This window comes from Bacteroidetes bacterium endosymbiont of Geopemphigus sp. (genome assembly GCF_002904345.1).
Lineage (GTDB): Bacteria > Bacteroidota > Bacteroidia > Flavobacteriales > Blattabacteriaceae > GSPS2-BC2016.
In genome coordinates, this window is sequence record NZ_PEIH01000005.1 from 622851 (window position 1) to 642713 (window position 19863).

21 protein-coding genes and 1 pseudogene are annotated in these 19863 nt (G+C 35.9%); 12 read left to right on the forward strand and 10 right to left on the reverse strand.

The genetic code is table 11. The annotated features are described in order from the left end of the window. Position 1: 1 nt before the first annotated feature. Positions 2–1423, reverse strand: a complete 1422-nt coding sequence (miaB, locus tag CS842_RS04345) for a tRNA (N6-isopentenyl adenosine(37)-C2)-methylthiotransferase MiaB (protein WP_103327644.1) — start codon at positions 1421–1423, stop codon at positions 2–4. 284 nt (positions 1424–1707) lie between these two features. On the opposite strand from miaB, the gene CS842_RS04350 reads away from it, so the two are divergent. The 4 genes from CS842_RS04350 (at position 1708) to CS842_RS06555 (ending at position 3519) form a co-directional block, all read left to right on the forward strand. After that, complete coding sequence (locus CS842_RS04350) at positions 1708–1899, forward strand: hypothetical protein (protein ID WP_103327645.1); 192 nt, start codon at positions 1708–1710, stop codon at positions 1897–1899. Positions 1900–2442: 543 nt separating this feature from the next. Continuing rightward, positions 2443–2937 carry a hypothetical protein gene (locus CS842_RS04355; protein ID WP_103327646.1) on the forward strand — a complete coding sequence of 165 codons (495 nt, stop codon included), beginning with the start codon at positions 2443–2445 and terminating at the stop codon, positions 2935–2937. Next, the gene (locus CS842_RS04360; RefSeq protein WP_103327647.1) at positions 2915–3229 is read left to right on the forward strand and encodes an FAD-binding oxidoreductase/lyase; all 315 of its coding nucleotides are present in this window, start codon (positions 2915–2917) and stop codon (positions 3227–3229) included. Before CS842_RS04355 ends, CS842_RS04360 begins: the two co-directional genes overlap by 23 nt. A gap of 101 nt (positions 3230–3330) precedes the next feature. Beyond that, on the forward strand, positions 3331–3519 hold the full coding sequence (locus tag CS842_RS06555; RefSeq protein ID WP_146037452.1) for a hypothetical protein: 189 nt from the start codon (positions 3331–3333) through the stop codon (positions 3517–3519). Between the two features lie 218 nt (positions 3520–3737). Here the strand turns inward: CS842_RS06555 and CS842_RS08155 are convergent, their stop codons facing one another. The 6 genes and pseudogenes from CS842_RS08155 to CS842_RS07625 form a co-directional block, all read right to left on the reverse strand. Further along, positions 3738–3887, reverse strand: a complete 150-nt coding sequence (locus CS842_RS08155) for a hypothetical protein (RefSeq protein WP_488192424.1) — start codon at positions 3885–3887, stop codon at positions 3738–3740. Continuing rightward, positions 3884–4066 (reverse strand): hypothetical protein, encoded by a 183-nt coding sequence (locus tag CS842_RS08160; RefSeq protein ID WP_488192426.1) that lies wholly within the window; start codon positions 4064–4066, stop codon positions 3884–3886. Before CS842_RS08160 ends, CS842_RS08155 begins: the two co-directional genes overlap by 4 nt. An 819-nt stretch (positions 4067–4885) precedes the next feature. Continuing rightward, positions 4886–5026: a hypothetical protein gene (locus CS842_RS06885; protein ID WP_195909876.1), complete on the reverse strand. Its 141-nt coding sequence runs from the start codon at positions 5024–5026 to the stop codon at positions 4886–4888. A 221-nt stretch (positions 5027–5247) separates the two neighbouring features. Then, a pseudogene (locus CS842_RS07215) lies at positions 5248–5779 on the reverse strand (DUF932 domain-containing protein); the annotation flags it as partial. Positions 5780–6240: 461 nt separating this feature from the next. Continuing rightward, entirely contained in the window at positions 6241–6372 is a 132-nt protein-coding gene (locus CS842_RS07620; protein WP_322746642.1) for a hypothetical protein, read from the reverse strand. A 205-nt stretch (positions 6373–6577) separates the two neighbouring features. After that, positions 6578–6730: a hypothetical protein gene (locus tag CS842_RS07625; protein WP_322746641.1), complete on the reverse strand. Its 153-nt coding sequence runs from the start codon at positions 6728–6730 to the stop codon at positions 6578–6580. Between the two features lie 1790 nt (positions 6731–8520). On the opposite strand from CS842_RS07625, the gene CS842_RS04375 reads away from it, so the two are divergent. Both CS842_RS04375 and CS842_RS07960 read left to right on the forward strand, forming a co-directional pair. Then, positions 8521–8766, forward strand: coding sequence for a hypothetical protein (locus CS842_RS04375; RefSeq protein WP_103327648.1), 246 nt, complete (start codon positions 8521–8523; stop codon positions 8764–8766). Positions 8767–8771: 5 nt separating this feature from the next. Beyond that, complete coding sequence (locus tag CS842_RS07960; RefSeq protein ID WP_103327649.1) at positions 8772–9008, forward strand: hypothetical protein; 237 nt, start codon at positions 8772–8774, stop codon at positions 9006–9008. A gap of 931 nt (positions 9009–9939) precedes the next feature. Here the strand turns inward: CS842_RS07960 and CS842_RS06890 are convergent. Further along, positions 9940–10095, reverse strand: a complete 156-nt coding sequence (locus CS842_RS06890; RefSeq protein ID WP_195909877.1) for a hypothetical protein — start codon at positions 10093–10095, stop codon at positions 9940–9942. Positions 10096–10587: 492 nt separating this feature from the next. Between CS842_RS06890 and CS842_RS04390 the strand changes: the two genes are divergently transcribed. The 6 genes from CS842_RS04390 (at position 10588) to metK (ending at position 18359) form a co-directional block, all read left to right on the forward strand. Next, positions 10588–11418, forward strand: a complete 831-nt coding sequence (locus CS842_RS04390; RefSeq protein WP_103327651.1) for a prephenate dehydratase — start codon at positions 10588–10590, stop codon at positions 11416–11418. After that, positions 11415–12569 (forward strand): pyridoxal phosphate-dependent aminotransferase, encoded by a 1155-nt coding sequence (locus tag CS842_RS04395; RefSeq protein WP_103327652.1) that lies wholly within the window; start codon positions 11415–11417, stop codon positions 12567–12569. Before CS842_RS04390 ends, CS842_RS04395 begins: the two co-directional genes overlap by 4 nt. Continuing rightward, positions 12566–13423 (forward strand): prephenate dehydrogenase, encoded by an 858-nt coding sequence (locus CS842_RS04400; RefSeq protein WP_103327653.1) that lies wholly within the window; start codon positions 12566–12568, stop codon positions 13421–13423. The genes CS842_RS04395 and CS842_RS04400 overlap by 4 nt, the downstream gene beginning before the upstream one ends. A 21-nt stretch (positions 13424–13444) precedes the next feature. Further along, entirely contained in the window at positions 13445–14542 is a 1098-nt protein-coding gene (locus CS842_RS04405) for a chorismate mutase (RefSeq protein ID WP_195909925.1), read from the forward strand. After that, positions 14542–15474 carry a ribosome small subunit-dependent GTPase A gene (rsgA, locus tag CS842_RS04410; protein ID WP_103327655.1) on the forward strand — a complete coding sequence of 311 codons (933 nt, stop codon included), beginning with the start codon at positions 14542–14544 and terminating at the stop codon, positions 15472–15474. The genes CS842_RS04405 and rsgA overlap by 1 nt, the downstream gene beginning before the upstream one ends. Before the next feature lie 1631 nt (positions 15475–17105). Continuing rightward, a complete protein-coding gene (metK, locus tag CS842_RS04415) occupies positions 17106–18359 on the forward strand; it encodes a methionine adenosyltransferase (RefSeq protein ID WP_103327656.1) in 1254 nt (417 codons plus the stop codon). 393 nt (positions 18360–18752) lie between these two features. On the opposite strand, the gene CS842_RS07475 is transcribed toward metK, so the two are convergent. Both CS842_RS07475 and CS842_RS04420 read right to left on the reverse strand, forming a co-directional pair. Then, the gene (locus CS842_RS07475; RefSeq protein WP_265614149.1) at positions 18753–18884 is read right to left on the reverse strand and encodes a hypothetical protein; all 132 of its coding nucleotides are present in this window, start codon (positions 18882–18884) and stop codon (positions 18753–18755) included. A 107-nt stretch (positions 18885–18991) separates the two neighbouring features. Continuing rightward, entirely contained in the window at positions 18992–19837 is an 846-nt protein-coding gene (locus CS842_RS04420) for an EndoU domain-containing protein (protein ID WP_103327657.1), read from the reverse strand. Positions 19838–19863: the final 26 nt, after the last annotated feature.

Consider the following 19863-nt stretch of genomic DNA (forward strand, 5'->3'; position numbering starts at 1 on the left):
TTTAAATTGAAACAGCTTTTCCGATAAGCGTAGCGGAGGTACAACGGTCCATATACACCTTTACTAGGTCTCCCATTTTATAAGATTCCTTGGGAAAAACTACTACAGCATTTTGCGAGTTTCTTCCATACCAATATTCAGAATTTTTCTTAGATACTCCTTCTATAAGAACTTCTTGCGTTTTTCCTATATGTCCCTGCATGCGCTCATAAGAATGTCGCTGTTGTAAGGAAACGATCTCTTGAAGACGTCTTTTCTTTTCACTCTCGGGCACATCATCCACTAATTGTCTTTCTGCGGGAGTTCCAGGCCTTACCGAATAAGCAAACATATAGCCGAAATCATAACGCACATATTCCATTAAACTAAGTGTTTGCAGGTGATTTTCTTGAGTCTCGCCGCAAAAACCCGCGATCATATCATAAGATATAGCACAATTGGGTATAAGCTGACGCACTTTGTCAATAAGTTCCATATATTGTTCGCGAGTGTGGCGACGATTCATTTTTTTGAGTATTCGTGTACTTCCAGACTGCACAGGTAAATGGATATATTTGCAAATATTTGAATGACGAGCAATAACTTTAAGTACTTTCTCGGACATATCGTAAGGATTAGAGGTAGAAAATCGAATGCGCATTTCAGGCAACGTGCAAGCCACCAAATCGAGTAAGCCGGCAAAACTAATAGCGGTAGCCTGCTGTATTGAGGAGGCTTTCGAAAAATCTTTTTTCATTCCACCTCCATACCACAGATAGGAATCAACATTTTGCCCTAATAAAGTGACTTCTTTATATCCTTGCTTCCAAAGCTCTTGACATTCATGTACTATACTGTGAGGATCTCGACTTCGTTCTCTGCCACGCGTGAAAGGCACTACACAAAAAGTGCACATATTATCACAACCTCGCATAATAGTTACAAAAGCCGTAATGGCGTTTCCACCGAGACGAACCGGATTAATATCAGCGTAAGTCTCCTCTTTGGAAAGGATCACATTAATGGCGCTTCGACCGTCTTCTACACTGTTAATTAGGTCCGGAAGATCACGATAGGCATCAGGGCCGACTACTAGATCCACTATTTTCTCTTGCTCGAGCCACTGAGATTTAAGGCGCTCGGCCATGCATCCTAAAATACCTATCATAAGACCGGATTTTTTTTTCTTAATCCAGCGAAACTGAATTAAACGTTTGCGAATGGTCTGCTCGGCTTTTTCCCTTATCGAGCAGGTATTGAGTAAAATAAGATCCGCCTGAGCCGGATCTGAGGTGGGCCCGAAACCCTCGTCAGCCAAAATAGAAGCGACAATTTCACTATCAGAAAAATTCATCTGACACCCATAACTCTCTAGATAGAGTTTGCGTTTAACCTCCACAGGAGACAAAGCGCGAATAATTTCTCCCTGACGATCTGTTGACATAGGTTTTTTCTTAAATAAAATCATAAACGGGTTTCAAAGGATTTTCGAAGAATACAAAAATATGAAAAACTGCCATCATGACAGCCTGAAAAAATTAATCTATCGTTTATAAAAAATATATATACTAACATTTTGTTGTATTTTTGAATACATTATGTTAAACAACATAAATGGAATATGAAAGCGACAACTATTTTATGGGATTGCGCAAATTTCTATAAAAAAACTTTTAGATACTTCTTGATTAACTGGACTATATTTTTATTAGGCACCGGAACTCTGGGATGGATCATGTATCAAACCGGACCACACATCCCACTTATGAGGAGATGATTATCGGAAAAAACAGCTGGACTGGCGAATATGAAGGGGCTTATAATCAATTCGGGATTATTATCTATCTCGCCACGGCCTTTGCAGTAGTCATGATCCTTGTTCTCTCCGCTTTTTGGAGGGTATTTTCTAACGCTTTATAAAGCAGATCATGACCAAAGATGCGGTGTAAATACCTTGTTTTCACTTTATTGGTCGAATAAAAAGTATTCTTCTTATCTTTTTAAGTATTATCAAGGCCATGATTATGTTCCTAAATCCTTCTAATCTTGGGAAGACGTTTTTTATGCAATTCCTTCAACCGTTCTGGATATCCTTTTTGACCATCTTTATGAAGATACATCCCAGGATGGGAAATTTCTGGAGAAAACTACTCATGAGGTGGTTTCTTATAATGGATATTTATTTAATGTTCTTATTAGTATGTTCACTTATAATAAGACTTCTTTACCTTATATTCAATGGTATTTCAGAATCTAATGAATGAAACCAGCTTTATGATTTTTATGTGGATATCTCTGATGATCGTAGTAGCTACTATGTATCTGCTAAATCATTTCTATTCTAGCAGAATCTATGTATTTTATGAACAATTCGTATTGGAGAATAAAAACAGACATTCTGCCAGAGCATTTACCGCTCCTTTATAAAAAACAAAAATTCGCACAGCTCATAAAACTGTGCGAATGATTGATTACCTTATTGTAGGTCAAGGTCTTTCGGGAAGTTGTTTCGCACTGGAATGTTTAGAGCATAGCAAATCCTTTCTGATTATCGACAATGACTATATGAGCGCTTCAAAAGTAGCCAGTGGGATTTTTAATCCCGTTGTGCTTAAGCGCTTTAGCCCTGTATGGCGAGCCAAAGAACATCTCAAGCAGATGAATACCACCTTTGCACGCTTTGAACTCTTGCTTAAGAGTAAATACCTAGAATACATGCCTTTGTTCCGGTTGATCCATGATAAGAACGAACTCCATACATGGATTCAAAAATCAAAACTAGAGCACCTTAAAGATTTTCTCGCTTCTGAGTTTTACCTTAACCCTTATCCTTTCGTAAAAACTTTAGAGCCTATGGGCAAGGTAAAGGATTGCGGCCGGATTTTATTAAAATCCCTGTTTAGGGGACTTCAGATCCTATCTTCAAGAGGGAAAGTTGCTTATAAAAGAATCTTTTGATTATACAAAGATTTCCTTTAAAAAGGATACACTTATTTACAAAGGTTTCCAATACAGAAGAATTGTTTTTTGCGAAGGTCATCAGCTTACAGGGAATCCCTATTTTAGAAAGCTTCCGCTAATAGCTAATAAAGGGGAAGTATTGCACATCAGGGCAGAAAAACTCAAATTAAAGGATATTATAAAATCGAAAATTTTTCTCTTACCGCAAGGTGGTGATCATTATCTAGTGGGAGCTACCTACAGCCAAGATTTCAAAACACCTTTACCTACTAAAGAAGGACGGGAATAACTTTTAAAGAAGCTTAAGGAATTTCTGAGATGCAAATTTACAATTATCGATCAACAGGCAGGTTTACGACCTACGGTACTTGATCGACGACCTTTACTTGGATGTCATCCAGAAAAGCCGAGTCTTACCCTTCTAATGGCATGGGTGCACGTGGTACACTCCTGGCGCCAAGCATGGCTATGCTTTTGTTTGAACATATTGAAAATAAACACCCATTACCTTCGGAGGTAAATCTTCAGCGTTTTTGGAATGAAAAGCAAGTAAGTTTTCAGTTTAACAGTAGCGATTAGATTTCAGTTCAAAACAATGGCTCATTGCTCAGATAAGTTATTTTGATTTTATTTCGTTCCGCATCAATATGCAAGTTTTTGTCCAGTCCAGCGTTTTATGTGAAGAAACTGTCCCCAATTAAGCATGCAAGGACTTATTCACCTGCCATAACAGGTCACGGTCTTTACTGAAATATCCGTATTCAACAAGCAAAACTGCTCGTTGTATGCAATGTTTATCATTCAATCAATTCAAAATTATATTTTTCAAATTCATTTCCGTTGACTAGCACAGCAACTTGGTGAAGCCCTAGATAAAATTTCCTTGTTTTCAGTACACGAAAAGAGTGTTTTTGGTTTTTTTGTTGTAAAGTTTTCAGTATATTCAAATCGCTGATTTTATGAACTTTTTTTTTGCCAACGTTCCATTCGCTTTTTGGTAACGAATTCCATATTCAAGTCGTATTTTGTTTTTTCTATCGCTATTATTCAATAGGTTAAAATTGAACTCTAATGAATTTCCAACTTTAACTTTGGGTATTGAAATTTGAAAATTTTCAATGCTGATATTTTTTACAACAGAATCAAATCCAAAAAAAAAACTCTATTACCTCCGAATTGTCTTGTTTTAAGAGTGTCCAAAAGCCGTGTTTAATAATCTAATCAACTTCTTTCGAATTATTTGGGACACAAAATCGCGAGTATCAAAATCGTTGATAACAAGTTTCAAGTCTTTCGTAAATCTATCGAAAAATTGCTCGTTGTATATATTTTAAAAGGTTCTGTTATATTTTTGTTCAATTTCTACTTTATTGTACGGTTACGCTATGATCCATATTGCGCCTAACATACATATTCTCGCAATAGATTATCTCAAAAACGTAATGTAATACGAAAGAAGAATAATCCATTAACCCAATAATTTCCGCCTGCGAGAGTAGCAAAATGATTTATAATTGCTATTTAAAATATACCATTACTATTCCACTAATCCCACACTAAAATATTTTCCGTTATTGCTTAACGCTTTTAAGGCGGTTATTATCTCATTAGGGTCATCGTATTTCAGTACATAGTTTGAAACACCTATTTTTAGCATCTGGTAGCGCTTTCATCATTATAATATGTACTCAAAATTAATACTTTTATAGGGTATTGTTCGAGCAACAGTTTAGCCGTTGCAAAACCTTCCTCTACGATATAGACATCGTGTAAATCATTGCCTGCTATTTTTCGAGGACTTGTTGTTCGTTGTCTTCCTGAAACAGCACCGTAAAACTAGAGCCTATAAGTTGCTTTACTGACATATCCGGAAGCTGCGTATTATTATCTATGACAGGATGTTTAAATTATATTATTACTACCCATAATTGCTATTACATTTTTTTTAAAACAATTCTTTCCAGAATTTACCTGAATTAGTAACAGGAGGTTCTTTCCAGAATTTACCTGAATTAGTAACAGGAGGTTCTTTCCAGAATTTACCTGAATTAGTAACAGGAGGTTCTTTTTTTTGTATGTCTCTCACCTTATAGATTTGTAGGTCAATTATAAAAGTCACCTACATTATCAGGTATGAAATGTATCAATTTTCCGTTTTTGACGGGAATAATAAAGGAGTCAATTCTTAAGGGTGTCGAAGAATATCTTTGCAAGAAAGTACGACTATTCTAAGTTGTTCATTTCTTTTAATGCTTTCATTGTATTGATTTTTTAAAAACGACCACCATTGTAGGCAGTTGTCTGTGATTAATTAAATTGAAAAACGTCTGCTCCGATTTTATAAAATATAATACATAGGACTAAGGTTTTTTGGATCTTTATCTATGCAGTACCACATATTACAATGCTCCGCAATTTGACTTCATTGTCTTTGTAATTTCTTAGGTCCTGAACCTAACCTGTAAAAACATTGTTACGCTCCGAACAATGTTCCTTTAGTAGTGTTCATCTATTGCGTGTCGCTCATCATTTGGTATGAAAAGGCATCATCTACGATATTTTAAACACTTTTGAAACCTTTATATTAAGCACCTTTTTTAAGTAGGTCAGAGGTATTCGCTAATCCCATAACCTTGTCAGCGTTGTCAAGGCGTTGTTTTGCGCCTTCAATGTGTGCCTTAATGTGTACAAAATTGCTCATGCGAAGTAATGCATTTAAGGTGTTTTGGCAAACGATACGGATAAGTATAAACGATGCGATCATACTTCCGCTACCGTCATGCGAAGTGAAACGAAAGATAAGTTGATCTGTAGGAACAGGCTCGTTAAAGTGGCGTATTACCGCCAATGGATATATGTTCTTATAGCTTTGAATGTGGTTTTTGTGGAGTGGAAGCTCAAAAGGTTTTTGAGTTTTTAGATCAGGCACGCCCATCCCCCTACTAGATCTGGTAAACCAAACCTTTAGAGACAAAATATATACTTAAAGAATGTCTTTTGTAATACGTTCGTCCCACAAAACTTTTTGTGAGACACTAAAACGTGAAATTTGGCACGCAAAGATCTCCTGTATGCCGCACACAAAAACACGTGTCCCAGAAATTCATTTTTATAAACAAATACTATAAAGCTCAACTTCAGAAAGCTGAACCATATTCTTAACTTGCTAAGAATAGAAAAAAAAGGAAATAGTAATTGCATGCAATTTGCAGATTAAATCTGTACATTATTTATTCATAATATACTGTAAATGAGTTTTATAAAACTATTACACTTTTTTCTGGGATAAGTAAAAACTTATTAAGAAGAAGTCTGTTCTTGAAAATATGCTTGAAGCATAGTAGCGCGATGGGCGCCTATCAGCTTTTCAAGTGCTTCTCCGGAGGTTTCTTTAACGACCTTTGCTGATTTAAAGTGCTTTAAAAGAAACATTAAGGTTTTTTTCCTATACCAGGGATATGCGCGAGTTCTGTATCAAAACTCTCTCGGCTGCGTCGAGTGCGATGATGTGAAAGTCCAAAACGATGCGCCTCATCTCGCATGTGTTAGATTACTTTTAAAGTTTCAGAATTCTTATCGAGATAAAGTGGCACGGGATCCTCAGGGAAATACAACTCTTCAAAACGTTTGGCTATACTCAATACAGCGATTTTTTCCGTAATCCCAAGATTTCCATACTTTTCAGGGTTGCGCTAAGTTGACCTTTTCCTCCATCAATAACGATAATCTGGGGAAAAGAGGCTCCTTCATCGAGAAGCCTTTGGTAGCGGCGGTATATGATTTCTTCCATGCTAGTAAAATCATCAGGTCCTTAAATGCCTCCGGCGAACTTATAGATTTTCTGTAAGACTGAGGGGCGTATTTTATAAAAATCCATCAATAAGAGTTGATTTTAAAATGATCCGGGAAGCATATGTATGCTTAAGTCTTAATTCTTCGAAATTAAATTCGCATTTTTATATGCCCGCCCGCATAAAAAGCGCTAAAGTGTCCTTTTTGTATCCTGAAGCGTCTTTTGTAGCTCTTTTTAAATCAAATCGATACATTGCATAATCTCTATCGACCTTATGATATTATTATCGTAAATAATATATCATTGATGATTTAAATCGAATTGAATAAAGAATAAATTTAAATAATATACACTATTCATAGTATACTGATCTATTCGTATACCTCCTACGATCATCAAAATCAATGTTAAAGCGCCTTTTCTTTTACTTACAAATTCCTGAAAGATTTTATTTTTTTCAAACAATTAAAAGAAAGCTCTTTTAAGCGAACTTAATTTTAAAAGAGCCCGAGCTTATCGGCACTTCATATGGCGATATATCTCGCACAGAATCTATAAGGTGGTTAAAGGCATTAACAGTTTTGTTTAAGATCCTGCCTTATTAATAACATAAGTGAAGACTTAAATGATTCATTATAATCTAGAGATAAAGAAAAGTTTAGTAAGAAGAAGAAACCTCTTAAGGATATAATAAATATTAATAAAATCTTATGGGGTGATAATCTGAGCAACTATATCAGATAAGAAAGAAATCCGAGGTTCTCAGATAAATACGAAAATTTAAACTACGATTTGCGAGAAAATATCTCACCTAGCTATGGAATCTCATTTGCCCTCTCATATCCCCTAATGTCATCATGTTTCTTGTATTTCTGTGACGGGTATTTCAGAGAGTTAAAATAAATTAGGTAAAAGGAAAGCTCAATTAAAATAAAACTTAAGGAAGAGATCAAACCAATCATGTTTGATTTATATTGATATGAAGGTTGAAAGTGGTTTGTAATTAAAGAGGAACCAAATAGAACGTATACTTATTAGATCTTAAAATAGAGAATTGAGATATCAAGAATATACTATATTGACGCCGTCAAGCAAATACTAAGTTAATTTTTCGGAAAAAAGTAATTTCTACTTGCTTAATATGCATGGATTTATTTACGATTTATAAATTGGTATTTATTAATAATACTCTTTGTAAATATATAATAAAGACTACAATTTCATCTTTTTATTATGTATTCATGAAATTATTTATCGTAAGAGACAAATTATGGAATCGGTACGCAATTGAAGTAAAAAACAAGACGCTGATATTTTACAGATCTATGTTGAAATATTATAAATAAAGTTAGAAATATATTTAAATTATAATGAAGAGAAAAATTTTGATCTATTCGTTACACTTAGGAGCAGGAGGAACAGAAAAAAGGCTTATTGACTTATTGAATAACCTGGATTACTCTAAGTATGAAGTAGATCCTGTTCTTTAGCAAGAAGAAATATTCCTTCTAATTTTCAGCAGTTGCCTAAAGAAGTAGAATTGCTCTATATATGCCATCCTATTTTTTTACATAAAAATGGCCAGGGATGAATTTTATCCACGCTCAAGAAGTTGGAACATTTCTTTTGAAAGATTTTATATAAAATTTATCGCCATTCGAATTACTTGCTTTACAAGGTATAAATTATAGAACATAAAATACGGTATCGAAATTTCTTTTTTTCACACTTTGGTTAGATATCTTGTAGGTGGTCCTCAGAAATCGAAAAAAATAGCATAGGTACATATGAATTTAAAATATGAAATGACTTTTAGTCTTTTAAAAAGATTTTATAAAAGATTGCATAGGTTAAAGAAGATGGACAAAATCATTTCGGTGTCTCATCGAACTAAAGATAGATTATTAACCACTCTTAACGGAAAAGGCATAGAAGAAAAGATTCAGGTAAATTATAACCGTATAAATGTAAATGAGATAATTCAAAAATCTCAGGAGAATATTCCGAAGAAAGTACAAATTTTTTACAGTTAGTATCCATGGGACGATTATGTAATGCAATTAGTTTTGACAGATTTATTAAGGTGTGTCGACGATTAAAACAAGAGAGACTTGACTTTCATCTCTGGATTTTGGATGAAGGGGAAAATTATAATCAACTCACTTTAGAAGTTAAGCAATTAAATCTGGAAGGCACTGTGAAATTTTTAGAACTTAAAAGAGAATCCTCACTATTTAAAGGCTGCCGATCTTTTTATGCTTTCTTCCCATCATGAAACCATGGTTTATGTAGTAGGCTTTGATTTTAAATAGGTCCATTGTTTCTACAAATATTACAGGACTTCGGTAGTTTTTAAAGGATGTCCTCTACGGTTTTTCTTGTAGAAAACTCTGAAGAACGAATTTACAAAGGCTTAAAAAAGATGATCACAGATAAAGAATTCAGGGAATCATTTACAAAAAAATAAAAATGATTTTAGTTCTTTTAATTCTAAAAGAATCGCTCGGCAAGTAGAAGAACTAATTGACGAATTATCCTTTAGCTCAGTGAGAAAGTGATCGTAGATCTTAACTACATCAGAACTAAAAGGGAGAGAGAAAAGATCCCTTTAAAAGCCGTAAGGTTACTGATTCCCACATTATTAACGAAAGCTCCTTAACCTTTGGATGAGAAAGAGAAGATTTACATACCTGTAAGATTATTTGCATTTTAAAAAAAAGGTTTTAGATCTGGAGCATACCGATATATCGAAGGAAGGAAAAATATCCAGAGTAAAAAAAAACGCTGAATGAGAGTTTGAATTTCTTAAATAAAACTCATCTTTCTACATTTTCAAAGTACAAAATAAAAAAAACAGTCTAAAATGGAATTTCTGGAAAGTATAAATAAGTTTTAAGATCAACAAATAACTGAAATAAAATCAAACAAGATTATACCTATGGACACTAGTAAATAGAAACGGAAGAGGTGGAAATATTTCGAAAAGCTTCTTCAACAAGAATTATAAGATAGTCGAATCTCATTTAAAAAAGCGTCCAAAATCAGCCTTCCTTTATCAAGCAATATTATACGATCACAAATATTTTCTACTTCCTGCAAAATATTAGTAGAAAAAATCAAAGTTTTTTACTTTGCAAAACATCGAATAATCGAATGCATTTCAAAGGAATGATAAGAATAAAGCCCCGTACTAAGTTCATCGAGAATCAAAAAGCAGGTTCATGTAGAAGCACTCGAGCAAGACTTACACGCTGTCGATAACTCTTAGAGAGGGAGCTGATTTTATGCCCCTGATCCGAAAGTGCAAGCTGCTCTACAAGCGGTAGTACTTTCTCAAGCGAATTATTATAAAGTAAAGACACGTATTCTAGGAATTCCAACACATATATCTCATCGTAAAGCAAATTATCTTAAGGAAGAAACCTATTCTATGTTGAGTTTCCTTACAAGAATGGATATGACATTCATCAAAAAATTTAATTTTTCCTCCTGATAGAGTATAATTGGTTATGATTTTAAGCAAGGTGGGATTCCCCTGGGGGAATCCCAGAAGATAGCTTATGAATGATATCTTTTCCAATCGTAGTATAAATATTGTAAGAACGAAAAACAATTCTTAGCTTTGTTGCTTACACAAAGCTTGATTGAAGCAATGTTAAGATATTCAATATACAACAATTTTATTTCTTTCTTTTTTAAAATTCGAATAAAGGGCTTTGTGTATTAACTTGATATTTTTTATCGAAATACTTATAAGCCCCGTGAAAAGGGCTTTGTGTATTAACTTGATATTTTTTATCAAAATACTTATAAGCCCCGTGAAAAGGGCTTTTTTATTTTTGAGAACCTAACTTATGAAAAAAATTGCTATCCAGGGTATTAAAGGATGTTTTCATCACATTGCCGCTCTAGAGTATTTTGATAAAGATCCTTTTGAAATCTTAGAGTGCAGCAGTTTTAAAAAATTGATAGAGGCGCTGATTTTAGATAAAGTCAAGCTAGGTATAATGGCTATAGAAAATTCTATAGCAGGCAGTATCCTCTCTAATTACAATTTACTCTCTGATTATAATATTAAGGTTTTAGGAGAGATTTATATGCCCATTGAACAGCATTTAATGGCGCTTCCTGGTCAAAAAATAAATACCATACATGAAGTGTTTTCACATCCTGTGGCGTTACAGCAATGTGCAGAGTTTCTTCACAAATACCCGCACATTAAAATATCCGAATATACAGACACAGCTGAAGCAGCTCATGATATCATGAAAAAACGCTTAACGTGCGTAGGTGCTATAGCATCCCTACAAGCTGCGCAAGAGTACGGTCTGGAAGTTTTAGCTGAAAACATTCATAGTATACCTAACAATTATACACGATTTTTCATCATCGGTCCTCCAAATTTCCGACAAATTACAAATGAATTCGATAAAGCTTCCTTTAAGTTCAATCTTCCAGATAAAACTGGAAGTCTTGCAGGGTTATTAAATATTATTACAGAAGAAAATATGAACATGACCAAAATACAATCGGTTCCCATTATAGAAAAACCTTGGGAGTATTCTTTTTATATAGATTTAATAATCAAAGATAGAGACGCTTATGAACGTATAAAATTCAGATTCAAAAAGCAGATGTGTGAATTTTCAATACTTGGCCAATACAAAAATGGACGCAGCCTATGAAAATTTCTCCAGCTATACGAACGCAATCCATAAGAGAATACTATTTCTCCAAAAAGCTCAGAGAAATCGCTCAGTTTAAATCTGAAGGAAAAGATATCATCAATCTGGGTATAGGCAGCCCAGATGGACTGCCTCCACACAAAGTAATTGAGAAAATGCAGCAAGCTGCGAAGAACGCAGAAGCGAACAGGTATCAAAGTTATATTGGCATAAAAGAACTTCGAGAAGCCTGGTCTCTCTGGTATAAGAAAAACTACCGAGTATCTCTGGATACTAACAAAGAAATCCTTCCACTTATGGGGTCCAAAGAAGGTATTATGCATATCAGCATGGCTTATCTTCAGAAAGGTGATCAAGCGCTGGTGCCTGATCCGGGATATCCTGCTTATACTTCCGTGACACGACTTACAGGAGCGGATGTAATTTATTACTCGCTCACAGAGAAAAACCATTGGATACCGGATTTGCCAAGGCTTGAAAAAGAAAATCTATCGGCGGTAAAAATGATGTGGATCAATTATCCACACATGCCTACTGGAGCCACGATAAGATTAAATGATTTAGAAAAAATTGTCTGTTTTGCTGAAAAACACAAGATATTGCTGGTACATGATAATCCTTATAGTTTTATTCTCAATGAACAACCACTAAGTGTTTTTCAAATAGAAGGCGCAAAAGAGATTTCCTTAGAGTTGCAGTCGCTAAGCAAAAGTCATAATATGGCCGGATGGCGACAAGGCATGCTTGGAGGAAAAAAAGAATATCTTCAGGAAGTACTTAAAGTAAAAAGTCAGATGGACTCAGGAATGTATCTCCCCCTTCAAATAGGGGCTATAGAGGCTTTGCAACATTCCAATGAGTGGTTTGAGTCGCTCAATATGGAATACCAAAAGCGAAGGAATATTATTTGGAATATCTGCAAAGCTCTGGAGCTTACTTATGATGCAAAAAGCACAGGATTATTCGTATGGGCAAAACTACCTCTAAAAGAAGAAGACAAAAGCTGGAGCGATAAACAACTTTATAATAAAAATGTATTCATCACCCCAGGAAGCTTATTCGGTAAAAACGGCCGTGGTTACGTACGCTTTTCTCTTTGCTGTCCACCTACATTGCTTGAAAAAGCTCAAATACAACTCCTGCAGTCATGACTATTGGAATTATAGGACTTGGATTAATCGGCGGATCCATTGCAATGGACCTAAGAATTTCCGATTTTGCTAAACATATAATAGGAAACGACTACAATTCCAAAAATATTCGATATGCCCTGCAGCGAGCGCTGATTGACGAGGTCATGGATATTAAAAACATGATTGAACATGTCGACCTCATCATTTTAGCCGTACCTGTAAATGTCATAAAAAAAATGCTCCCTGATTTGCTGCATCTTATTTATGATAAAACTGTCATACTCGATACCGGTTCAACGAAGCATGAAATATGTCAATCGGTAGTAAAACATCCCAAAAGAAATCAATTTGTAGCCACTCATCCTATAGCTGGCACAGAATATTCAGGACCACAAGCAGCCTTAACAGGGCTTTTTAATAAAAAAACGGTCGTTCTTTGCAATACAGAAGAAAGCGCGCCAGAGGCACTAAAAACTGTAAAAAAACTCTACCGTCAATTGAATGCAGAGTTTATAGAATTGCCTTCAGATGTACATGATAAGCACGCAGCCTATCTTTCTCATTTATCCCATATCATAGCGTTTTCTCTCGCAAAAGTGGCGCTGGGATTTCAAAAAAAGAGTACAGAAAATGTTTTCTATATGGCCGGAAGTGGATTTTCCTCAACCGCTCGGCTAGCCAAGAGTTCCCCAGAAACCTGGCTGCCTATTTTTCAGTCAAACAAAGCTTATCTTCTGGAAGCTATAGAAGGCTACCTACAAAAGTTTATGAAGATACAAAAAACCTTACAAGAAGATGACTTAGAAGCGCTCTGTCAGTATATGGCAGAGGCCAATGATATTAAAAAATATATAAACCCCAACTTAGCTTAAGAAAGTAAAATAAAAAATATGATGACAAAACTTAAAGACCTCTATCAAGAGTGGATTTTTCATTTTGATAAACCACTTATCATATCAGGCCCATGCAGTGCAGAAAGCGAAGAACAAGTGTTAGAAACGGCTAGACGAATGGATAAATCATACGTGCAGGTTTTTCGCGCCGGCATCTGGAAGCCCCGCACCAAGCCTGGGAGCTTTGAAGGAATAGGTGAAGTAGGGCTACAATGGCTTCAAAAAGCAAAAAAAGAAACAGGTATGCTCACTGCCACTGAAATAGCTAATGCCACACATGTAAAGGCCGCCCTTGCGCATGATATTGACATTGTCTGGATCGGCGCTCGAAGCACGGTGAATCCCTTTACGGTGCAAGAAATCGCTGAAGCGCTAAAAAACACCGAAAAAATTATCCTAGTAAAAAACCCTGTGCATCCGGATTTTGATCTCTGGGTGGGAGCCCTGGAGCGACTCGCAGCACAAGGGATAAAGAAATTAGGCGTGATACATCGAGGATTTTCAGCATATAAAAAATCGCAATACCGTAATCAACCCCATTGGCAAATCGCCCTGGATTTTAGGAATCACTATCCCAATATTCCGATCTTATGCGATCCTTCACATATTTGCGGCGAAAGAGAAGGCATTTCGGCGATTGCACAGCAAGCATTTAACTTCGAATACAACGGTTTGATGGTAGAGACACATCGTAAACCTGATGAAGCATGGAGTGACGCCAAGCAACAAATCACACCCGAGCGCCTCTTAGAAATTCTCAATAGAATAAAGCTACGAAAAGAAGATGATACGCAAGATATTGAATATCAAAAGAAATTATCCGGCATACGAACACAAATCGATGAGCTCGACCATAATATCCTTGCCTTACTGACTCAAAGATTACAATTGGCCGAAGAGGTGGGGATGCTCAAGAAAAATCACAACATAGCTATATTTCAACCTAAGCGCTGGGAAAAAATAACAGAAAGATTGGGACACTTTGGGAAAAACTTAGGACTGTCGGCAGAATTCACCGAGACTTTCTTGAAAATGGTTCATCAAGAATCCATAAATATTCAAAATCAGGTTATGCTAAAGGAAGCTAAAAAAGATTGATGAAAGGTACCGTCATTCGATCAACGGGCAGCTGGTATGAGGTACGAACGAATGAGGGAATACTGCAGGCACGCATCAAAGGTCAGTTACGTCTTGAAAATTCTAAAAGCACCAATCCTGTGGCTGTGGGTGATTATGTCGAAGTGCAGAAAAAATCAGACGACAGCATACTCATTGTTAAGATCTGCGAACGTAAAAACTATTTGTTGCGGCGGGCCGTAAATCTTTCAAAACGTACACATATTCTGGCAGCCAACATCGACCAATGCTTCCTGATAGTCACCTTAGAAAATCCCCATACCTCAAGAGAGTTCATAGACCGATTACTGGTCTGCACAGAAGCTTACCGAATCCCGACGATATTGCTTTTTAATAAGATTGATTTACACGATAAAATACAGATCGACAATAGGAAAGCAATGAAAACACTTTACAAAAGCATTGGTTACGAGTGTATGGAAATTTCTGTTAAAACAGGCCGGCAACTTGAAAAAGTAAAAGAAACAATGTTTGGTAAAACAAGCATATTAACAGGACATTCAGGGACAGGAAAAAGTAGCCTAATCAATGCACTGGTTCCCAAGTGGCATTTGCGTACCAATACCCTGTCGGGTTATCACCTAAAAGGACGTCATACTACCACTTTTTCGCAGATGCATCAATGGCCTTTTGGAGGCTATATAATCGATACTCCAGGGATTAAAGGCTTTGGTGTGGTGGATATGAAAAAAGATAAAATTCAAGATTATTTTCCAGAGATCTTCCATCTTCGATCCGAATGTCGCTTTAACAACTGCCTGCATACAGATGAACCGAATTGCAGAATAAAAAAGGCTGTGGAAGAAAAAAAAATAGCCTACTCACGTTATCAAAGTTATTGTGGCCTTCTAAAGATCGATAAGAGCCGTTATCGCATGGAAGATTGGGCTTAAAATAAATCTTCATAAGTCATATAACTTCATAAAAGCATTTATTAATGGTAACGAAATGTCTTTTAAAAGCTTGCCCATCTATAGAATCATTATATCTTTCGAGTCAATTCAATTTCCCTATGAATTTGACAATAAGAAAGAATAAATTAAAACAATTTATTAATTATTTGTTAAATTTTATTTAACAAACTGCATTAGCTACGCAGTAGCACAACATAAAGTCTCAGGTCTTACCTAAAGTTTTAAAATAAACTACCATCATACTTATTACAATAACCGTATAACTAAAAAAGTACTTTTTATCGGAGATAAGTTATAGATAAACAGTAGAATCTATCATGAAGGTACGCTCCGTAGTGGTCACTCCAGGTAAGCTTTATGGATTTTGAATTGCCCATAGATTAAAAATAATAGCTTATGAATGATAAATACCATTGGCTGCGCCAAGTTAAATAGCAACAAATTTATTAACTCAAATTAATATTCCCGGCGCCCATGACTCCGCTTCCTTTCATTCGAAAATTATAGGGCTTGGATTTATGCAAACCCAGTCATGGAATATTGAGTAACAATTAAATAATGACATTAGATTTTCAGATGTAAGATACCGTCTTATTAATGACGTGTTTGCCATGCGTAAAGGTCCGGTGTTTTTACATCAATTCTTCAGCGATATACTTAATACATGCCTGTCTTTTTTAAAGAAAAATGTCCATGAATTTATTATCATTTCTGTAAAAAAAAGAACATTCAACGGAAAATAGCAAAATGGACTTTCCAAAAGTCATGCGTGAGAAATATATTCGGCCCTACGAAAAGTATTTCCTTACATAAAATCGGATTCCGAAACTGGATGAAATCAAAGGGAAAATCGTACTTTTTCGTCGTTATGGAGGCAATTTTCTGGGAAAAAACACGCTACCATGGAAGGACAATGAAACATTTGTTGTAGAAAACGGTGAATTTAATATTCATGTTCAGGATGGATATGATATATATACAACTCTTACGATAATATCAAAAAGAAAACCAGTAGTTCATTTAGTAAAGACGTCGATAAATGGAAGATCCATCGATATGTATATCAACTTTACAAGCCTACCAGGAGCGATTAACCCCTTATAACAGGGCTCATGGAGATCTTTTTACGGATGGCATGAATTTTCTGGTTTCCCAAGCAATATAAACGAAGACATAGCGTAAATGTCATAGTATCTGAATATTAATATCAATAATTCAGCCATGGTAAATATAGTAATTAATTCAAGTTTTTACTGAATCTAAATAGTCGGATAATTTTATGTCCGGTTATTTTTTTTTATAAAATGTAAAATATTGGAATTGTATTTTATAAATAATTCCAGACCCCCTTTTTACAATTCAAGGTTACAAAATTTCAAGAGTTTGTGAAAAAATCGTTAAAGGGTCACCCATTCTTACTTACATTGATGCAAATCAGAAAAACGATATGTCAATCGTTATATTAACGACGAAATAACTATATTTGTCCCTAATAACAAACGAGGAAGGATTTGACTGATTGCAACCTCTTTAAAAATGCTAAAGCAGGATCCTGGGTTATTGCATTAGTATCTATCCTTCTTAAATGCATAAAAATCTCTTAAAGACCCATGTCTCACTTATTTACCAGTGAATCTGTATCTGAAGGACATCCAGATAAAATTGCTGATCAGATATCAGATGCTCTGCTCGATCAATTCCTTGCCTTTGATCCGCAGGCGCGTGTAGCTATCGAAACCCTAGTAACTACAGGTCAGGTGGTGCTTGCCGGAGAAGTATGCTCAAAAACTTGGGTAGACATAGAGCGCATTACTCGAGCGCTCATCAGAAAAATAGGTTATACCAAAAGTGAATATAAATTTGATGCCGATGCTTGTGGTATTTTTTCCGCTATTCATGAACAATCACCCGATATTTTTCAAGGTATAGTTAAACCAAAAAAGGAAGAGCAAGGTGCCGGCGATCAGGGCATGATGTTCGGATACGCTACGAAAGAAACAGAAAATTACATGCCTTTAGCGCTAGATCTTTCCCATAGATTACTGCGAAATCTGTCAGTTTTACGGCGGGAGGAAATCCAAATGCCTTATTTACGGCCGGATGCCAAAGCGCAAGTGACTCTGGAATATGCTGATGATAATATACCCACTGGTATAGATACCATTGTTATCTCCACACAACACGATGAGTTTGACAGCCAAGAGCGCATGCACACTCGAATAAGAGAAGATATCCAAAAGATTCTCATTCCTAAAGTAAAAGCGGAACTGCCAGAACACTTGCAAAGACTTTTCACTAAAGATATTCGCTATTATATAAATCCAACAGGAAAGTTTATCATTGGAGGGCCTCACGGAGATGCTGGTCTTACCGGAAGGAAAATTATCGTGGATACTTATGGAGGGAAAGGCGCGCACGGCGGAGGTGCCTTTTCAGGTAAAGACCCTTCTAAAGTAGACCGCTCTGCATCCTATGCTGCGCGACATATAGCCAAGAATCTCGTAGCCGCGGGAATAGCCGACGAACTTTTATTGCAAATCTCTTATGCTATAGGACACGCAGAACCTACCGGAATTTATATAAACACTTACGGAACTTCCAAGATAGTGATGACCGATAGAGTCATTGCCGAAAAAGTGATGCACTTATTTGATTTGCGCCCCTACGCCATAGAAAAAAACTTAAAGCTACGTACTCCCATCTACGAAGAAACCGCTGTTTACGGGCATATGGGAAGAATGCCACAAATTGTGAGAAAGTCTTTTATTAATAATAAAAATCAAATTATAGAAAAAGAAGTTGAACTCTTCACCTGGGAAAAGCTCGATAAGGTTTCCACAATTCAAAAAGTTTTTAAAATTTAGCTCGTTAAGTTCAAAGACGCACCCTATACCCTTCCAAAGGAACCAAACTATAAACGTAAAGACTCCTGATGAATAAGCTTATCGCATATAAAATTCTTTCGCATTCATTGATATTAAGTAGAAGAAATAGTATCATGTTGTGGAATCGTTCATAAGTTGCCTCATAAACATCTCAGATAAACCCTGACAAGCTCCTTATAATTTTTGCGTTTTCTAGACTTGATTCCAGCAATCAGCTTGTAAAGACGACATATTAGAGCTTTTTTCAAAACGGCTATCTCTTTTACTACTTGCATTTTGAGAGTACCTCAATGGGATCGTTATCAGCTATATCTATTATTTTAACTCTTGCCAGAGAGATTTGACTCTCTAGCGTCGCTTTTTGTAGATGGCTTAGCCATTTCCTCTGCGGTGCCCTAAAAATTGTTTCAAACAATCTTCCTGGAAAGACTTAACCTCTTGCACGTATTGCTTTTGCATTTCTTTGAGTTGAACCTTCTGCTCAGGGGTAAACTCAGTGAGCATTTTTTTAAGCTTATTAGGTTGCCTCTTTCAATGCTTGATCTGCACATGCCCAAAACCGGTAATAAAAAGGCAAATGATACCTGCTAAAAAAGTGGATGTTGTTTTTATTATTTAAGTATATAAATATTTTTATCGCATCGACAATCGATGTTTCTACGATTGCAATTCGGGTTGAGATCAGGATAGAACGTATGAATTCCTTTAGAGGTTCTGATAAAAACCGCTTGATATTTGCCATCCACATTATACAGACACATACCCGATTCTCCTAATTGCTTAAAAGCTTTCGTGGCCCGAGTCAAAATATTGTCAGCATGAAAATCATAAGCATAGCCGTTGGGGCACTTTACGGAGAAGCTGCCTCTGTTATTTCTAAATCTTATGCCGAAAGTATAGACCGGATGGCTAATTTCCAGCTGATCACATAATATTTTATCTCCCCACAAAGCCCCCGCCCATCCATTGTTTTGTGCCTGTAAATATCTGCCCACAAAATGCATGCCTCCTAAGGTTTTTTTCATAGGCTCACCGCAAAAAACATGTCTAAAACCCGTACTTATTTCACTGGAAGATTTAGATTTTTTACTCTTAACGGACGTAAACCATATATTGGTTAACTCATCTTTAAATAATTTTAAATCGGCGTTCGCGGTAATTACCTGATGATTTAGCTCATTATAAAATCGTCCTATTAAATCTTTATGCTCAGGTTTATCTAAAAGCGCTCTAAAATCAGAACGCTTGGGATAAGTACCCCAATAGCCACAAACATCCAATATATCTTTATCAAAAGGAGTCAGCACAGGTTTGGGAGGTATAAATTCTGAATCGGAAGGGCTTTCCCGAAAGAAAGGAGCTAAGTGAGTGCGAGAAGCTTGTCCACGTATAGGCTTTTCCTGGGAAAACACCCAAAGGAAAGAACACATGCAAAAAACCAACCTCAGAGCTTTCATATTTTTACTACAGAATCTGAATCATA

What these genes read in the sequence shown, in the direction of transcription:
- CS842_RS04390 (WP_103327651.1), top strand. Translation starts at nt 10,588, where the DNA reads ATGAAAAAAATTGCTATCCAGGGTATTAAAGGATGTTTTCATCACATT.
- CS842_RS06555 (WP_146037452.1), top strand. Translation starts at nt 3,331, where the DNA reads ATGTCATCCAGAAAAGCCGAGTCTTACCCTTCTAATGGCATGGGTGCA.
- CS842_RS07625 (WP_322746641.1), bottom strand. Translation starts at nt 6,730, where the DNA reads ATGGAAGAAATCATATACCGCCGCTACCAAAGGCTTCTCGATGAAGGA.
- rsgA (WP_103327655.1), top strand. Translation starts at nt 14,542, where the DNA reads ATGAAAGGTACCGTCATTCGATCAACGGGCAGCTGGTATGAGGTACGA.
- CS842_RS04420 (WP_103327657.1), bottom strand. Translation starts at nt 19,837, where the DNA reads ATGAAAGCTCTGAGGTTGGTTTTTTGCATGTGTTCTTTCCTTTGGGTG.
- CS842_RS07475 (WP_265614149.1), bottom strand. Translation starts at nt 18,884, where the DNA reads ATGCTCACTGAGTTTACCCCTGAGCAGAAGGTTCAACTCAAAGAAATG.
- CS842_RS04375 (WP_103327648.1), top strand. Translation starts at nt 8,521, where the DNA reads ATGAATTTAAAATATGAAATGACTTTTAGTCTTTTAAAAAGATTTTAT.
- CS842_RS04405 (WP_195909925.1), top strand. Translation starts at nt 13,445, where the DNA reads ATGACAAAACTTAAAGACCTCTATCAAGAGTGGATTTTTCATTTTGAT.
- CS842_RS04350 (WP_103327645.1), top strand. Translation starts at nt 1,708, where the DNA reads ATGGATCATGTATCAAACCGGACCACACATCCCACTTATGAGGAGATG.
- miaB (WP_103327644.1), bottom strand. Translation starts at nt 1,423, where the DNA reads ATGTCAACAGATCGTCAGGGAGAAATTATTCGCGCTTTGTCTCCTGTG.
- CS842_RS07620 (WP_322746642.1), bottom strand. Translation starts at nt 6,372, where the DNA reads ATGTTTCTTTTAAAGCACTTTAAATCAGCAAAGGTCGTTAAAGAAACC.
- metK (WP_103327656.1), top strand. Translation starts at nt 17,106, where the DNA reads ATGTCTCACTTATTTACCAGTGAATCTGTATCTGAAGGACATCCAGAT.
- CS842_RS07960 (WP_103327649.1), top strand. Translation starts at nt 8,772, where the DNA reads ATGGGACGATTATGTAATGCAATTAGTTTTGACAGATTTATTAAGGTG.
- CS842_RS04400 (WP_103327653.1), top strand. Translation starts at nt 12,566, where the DNA reads ATGACTATTGGAATTATAGGACTTGGATTAATCGGCGGATCCATTGCA.
- CS842_RS04395 (WP_103327652.1), top strand. Translation starts at nt 11,415, where the DNA reads ATGAAAATTTCTCCAGCTATACGAACGCAATCCATAAGAGAATACTAT.
- CS842_RS04355 (WP_103327646.1), top strand. Translation starts at nt 2,443, where the DNA reads ATGATTGATTACCTTATTGTAGGTCAAGGTCTTTCGGGAAGTTGTTTC.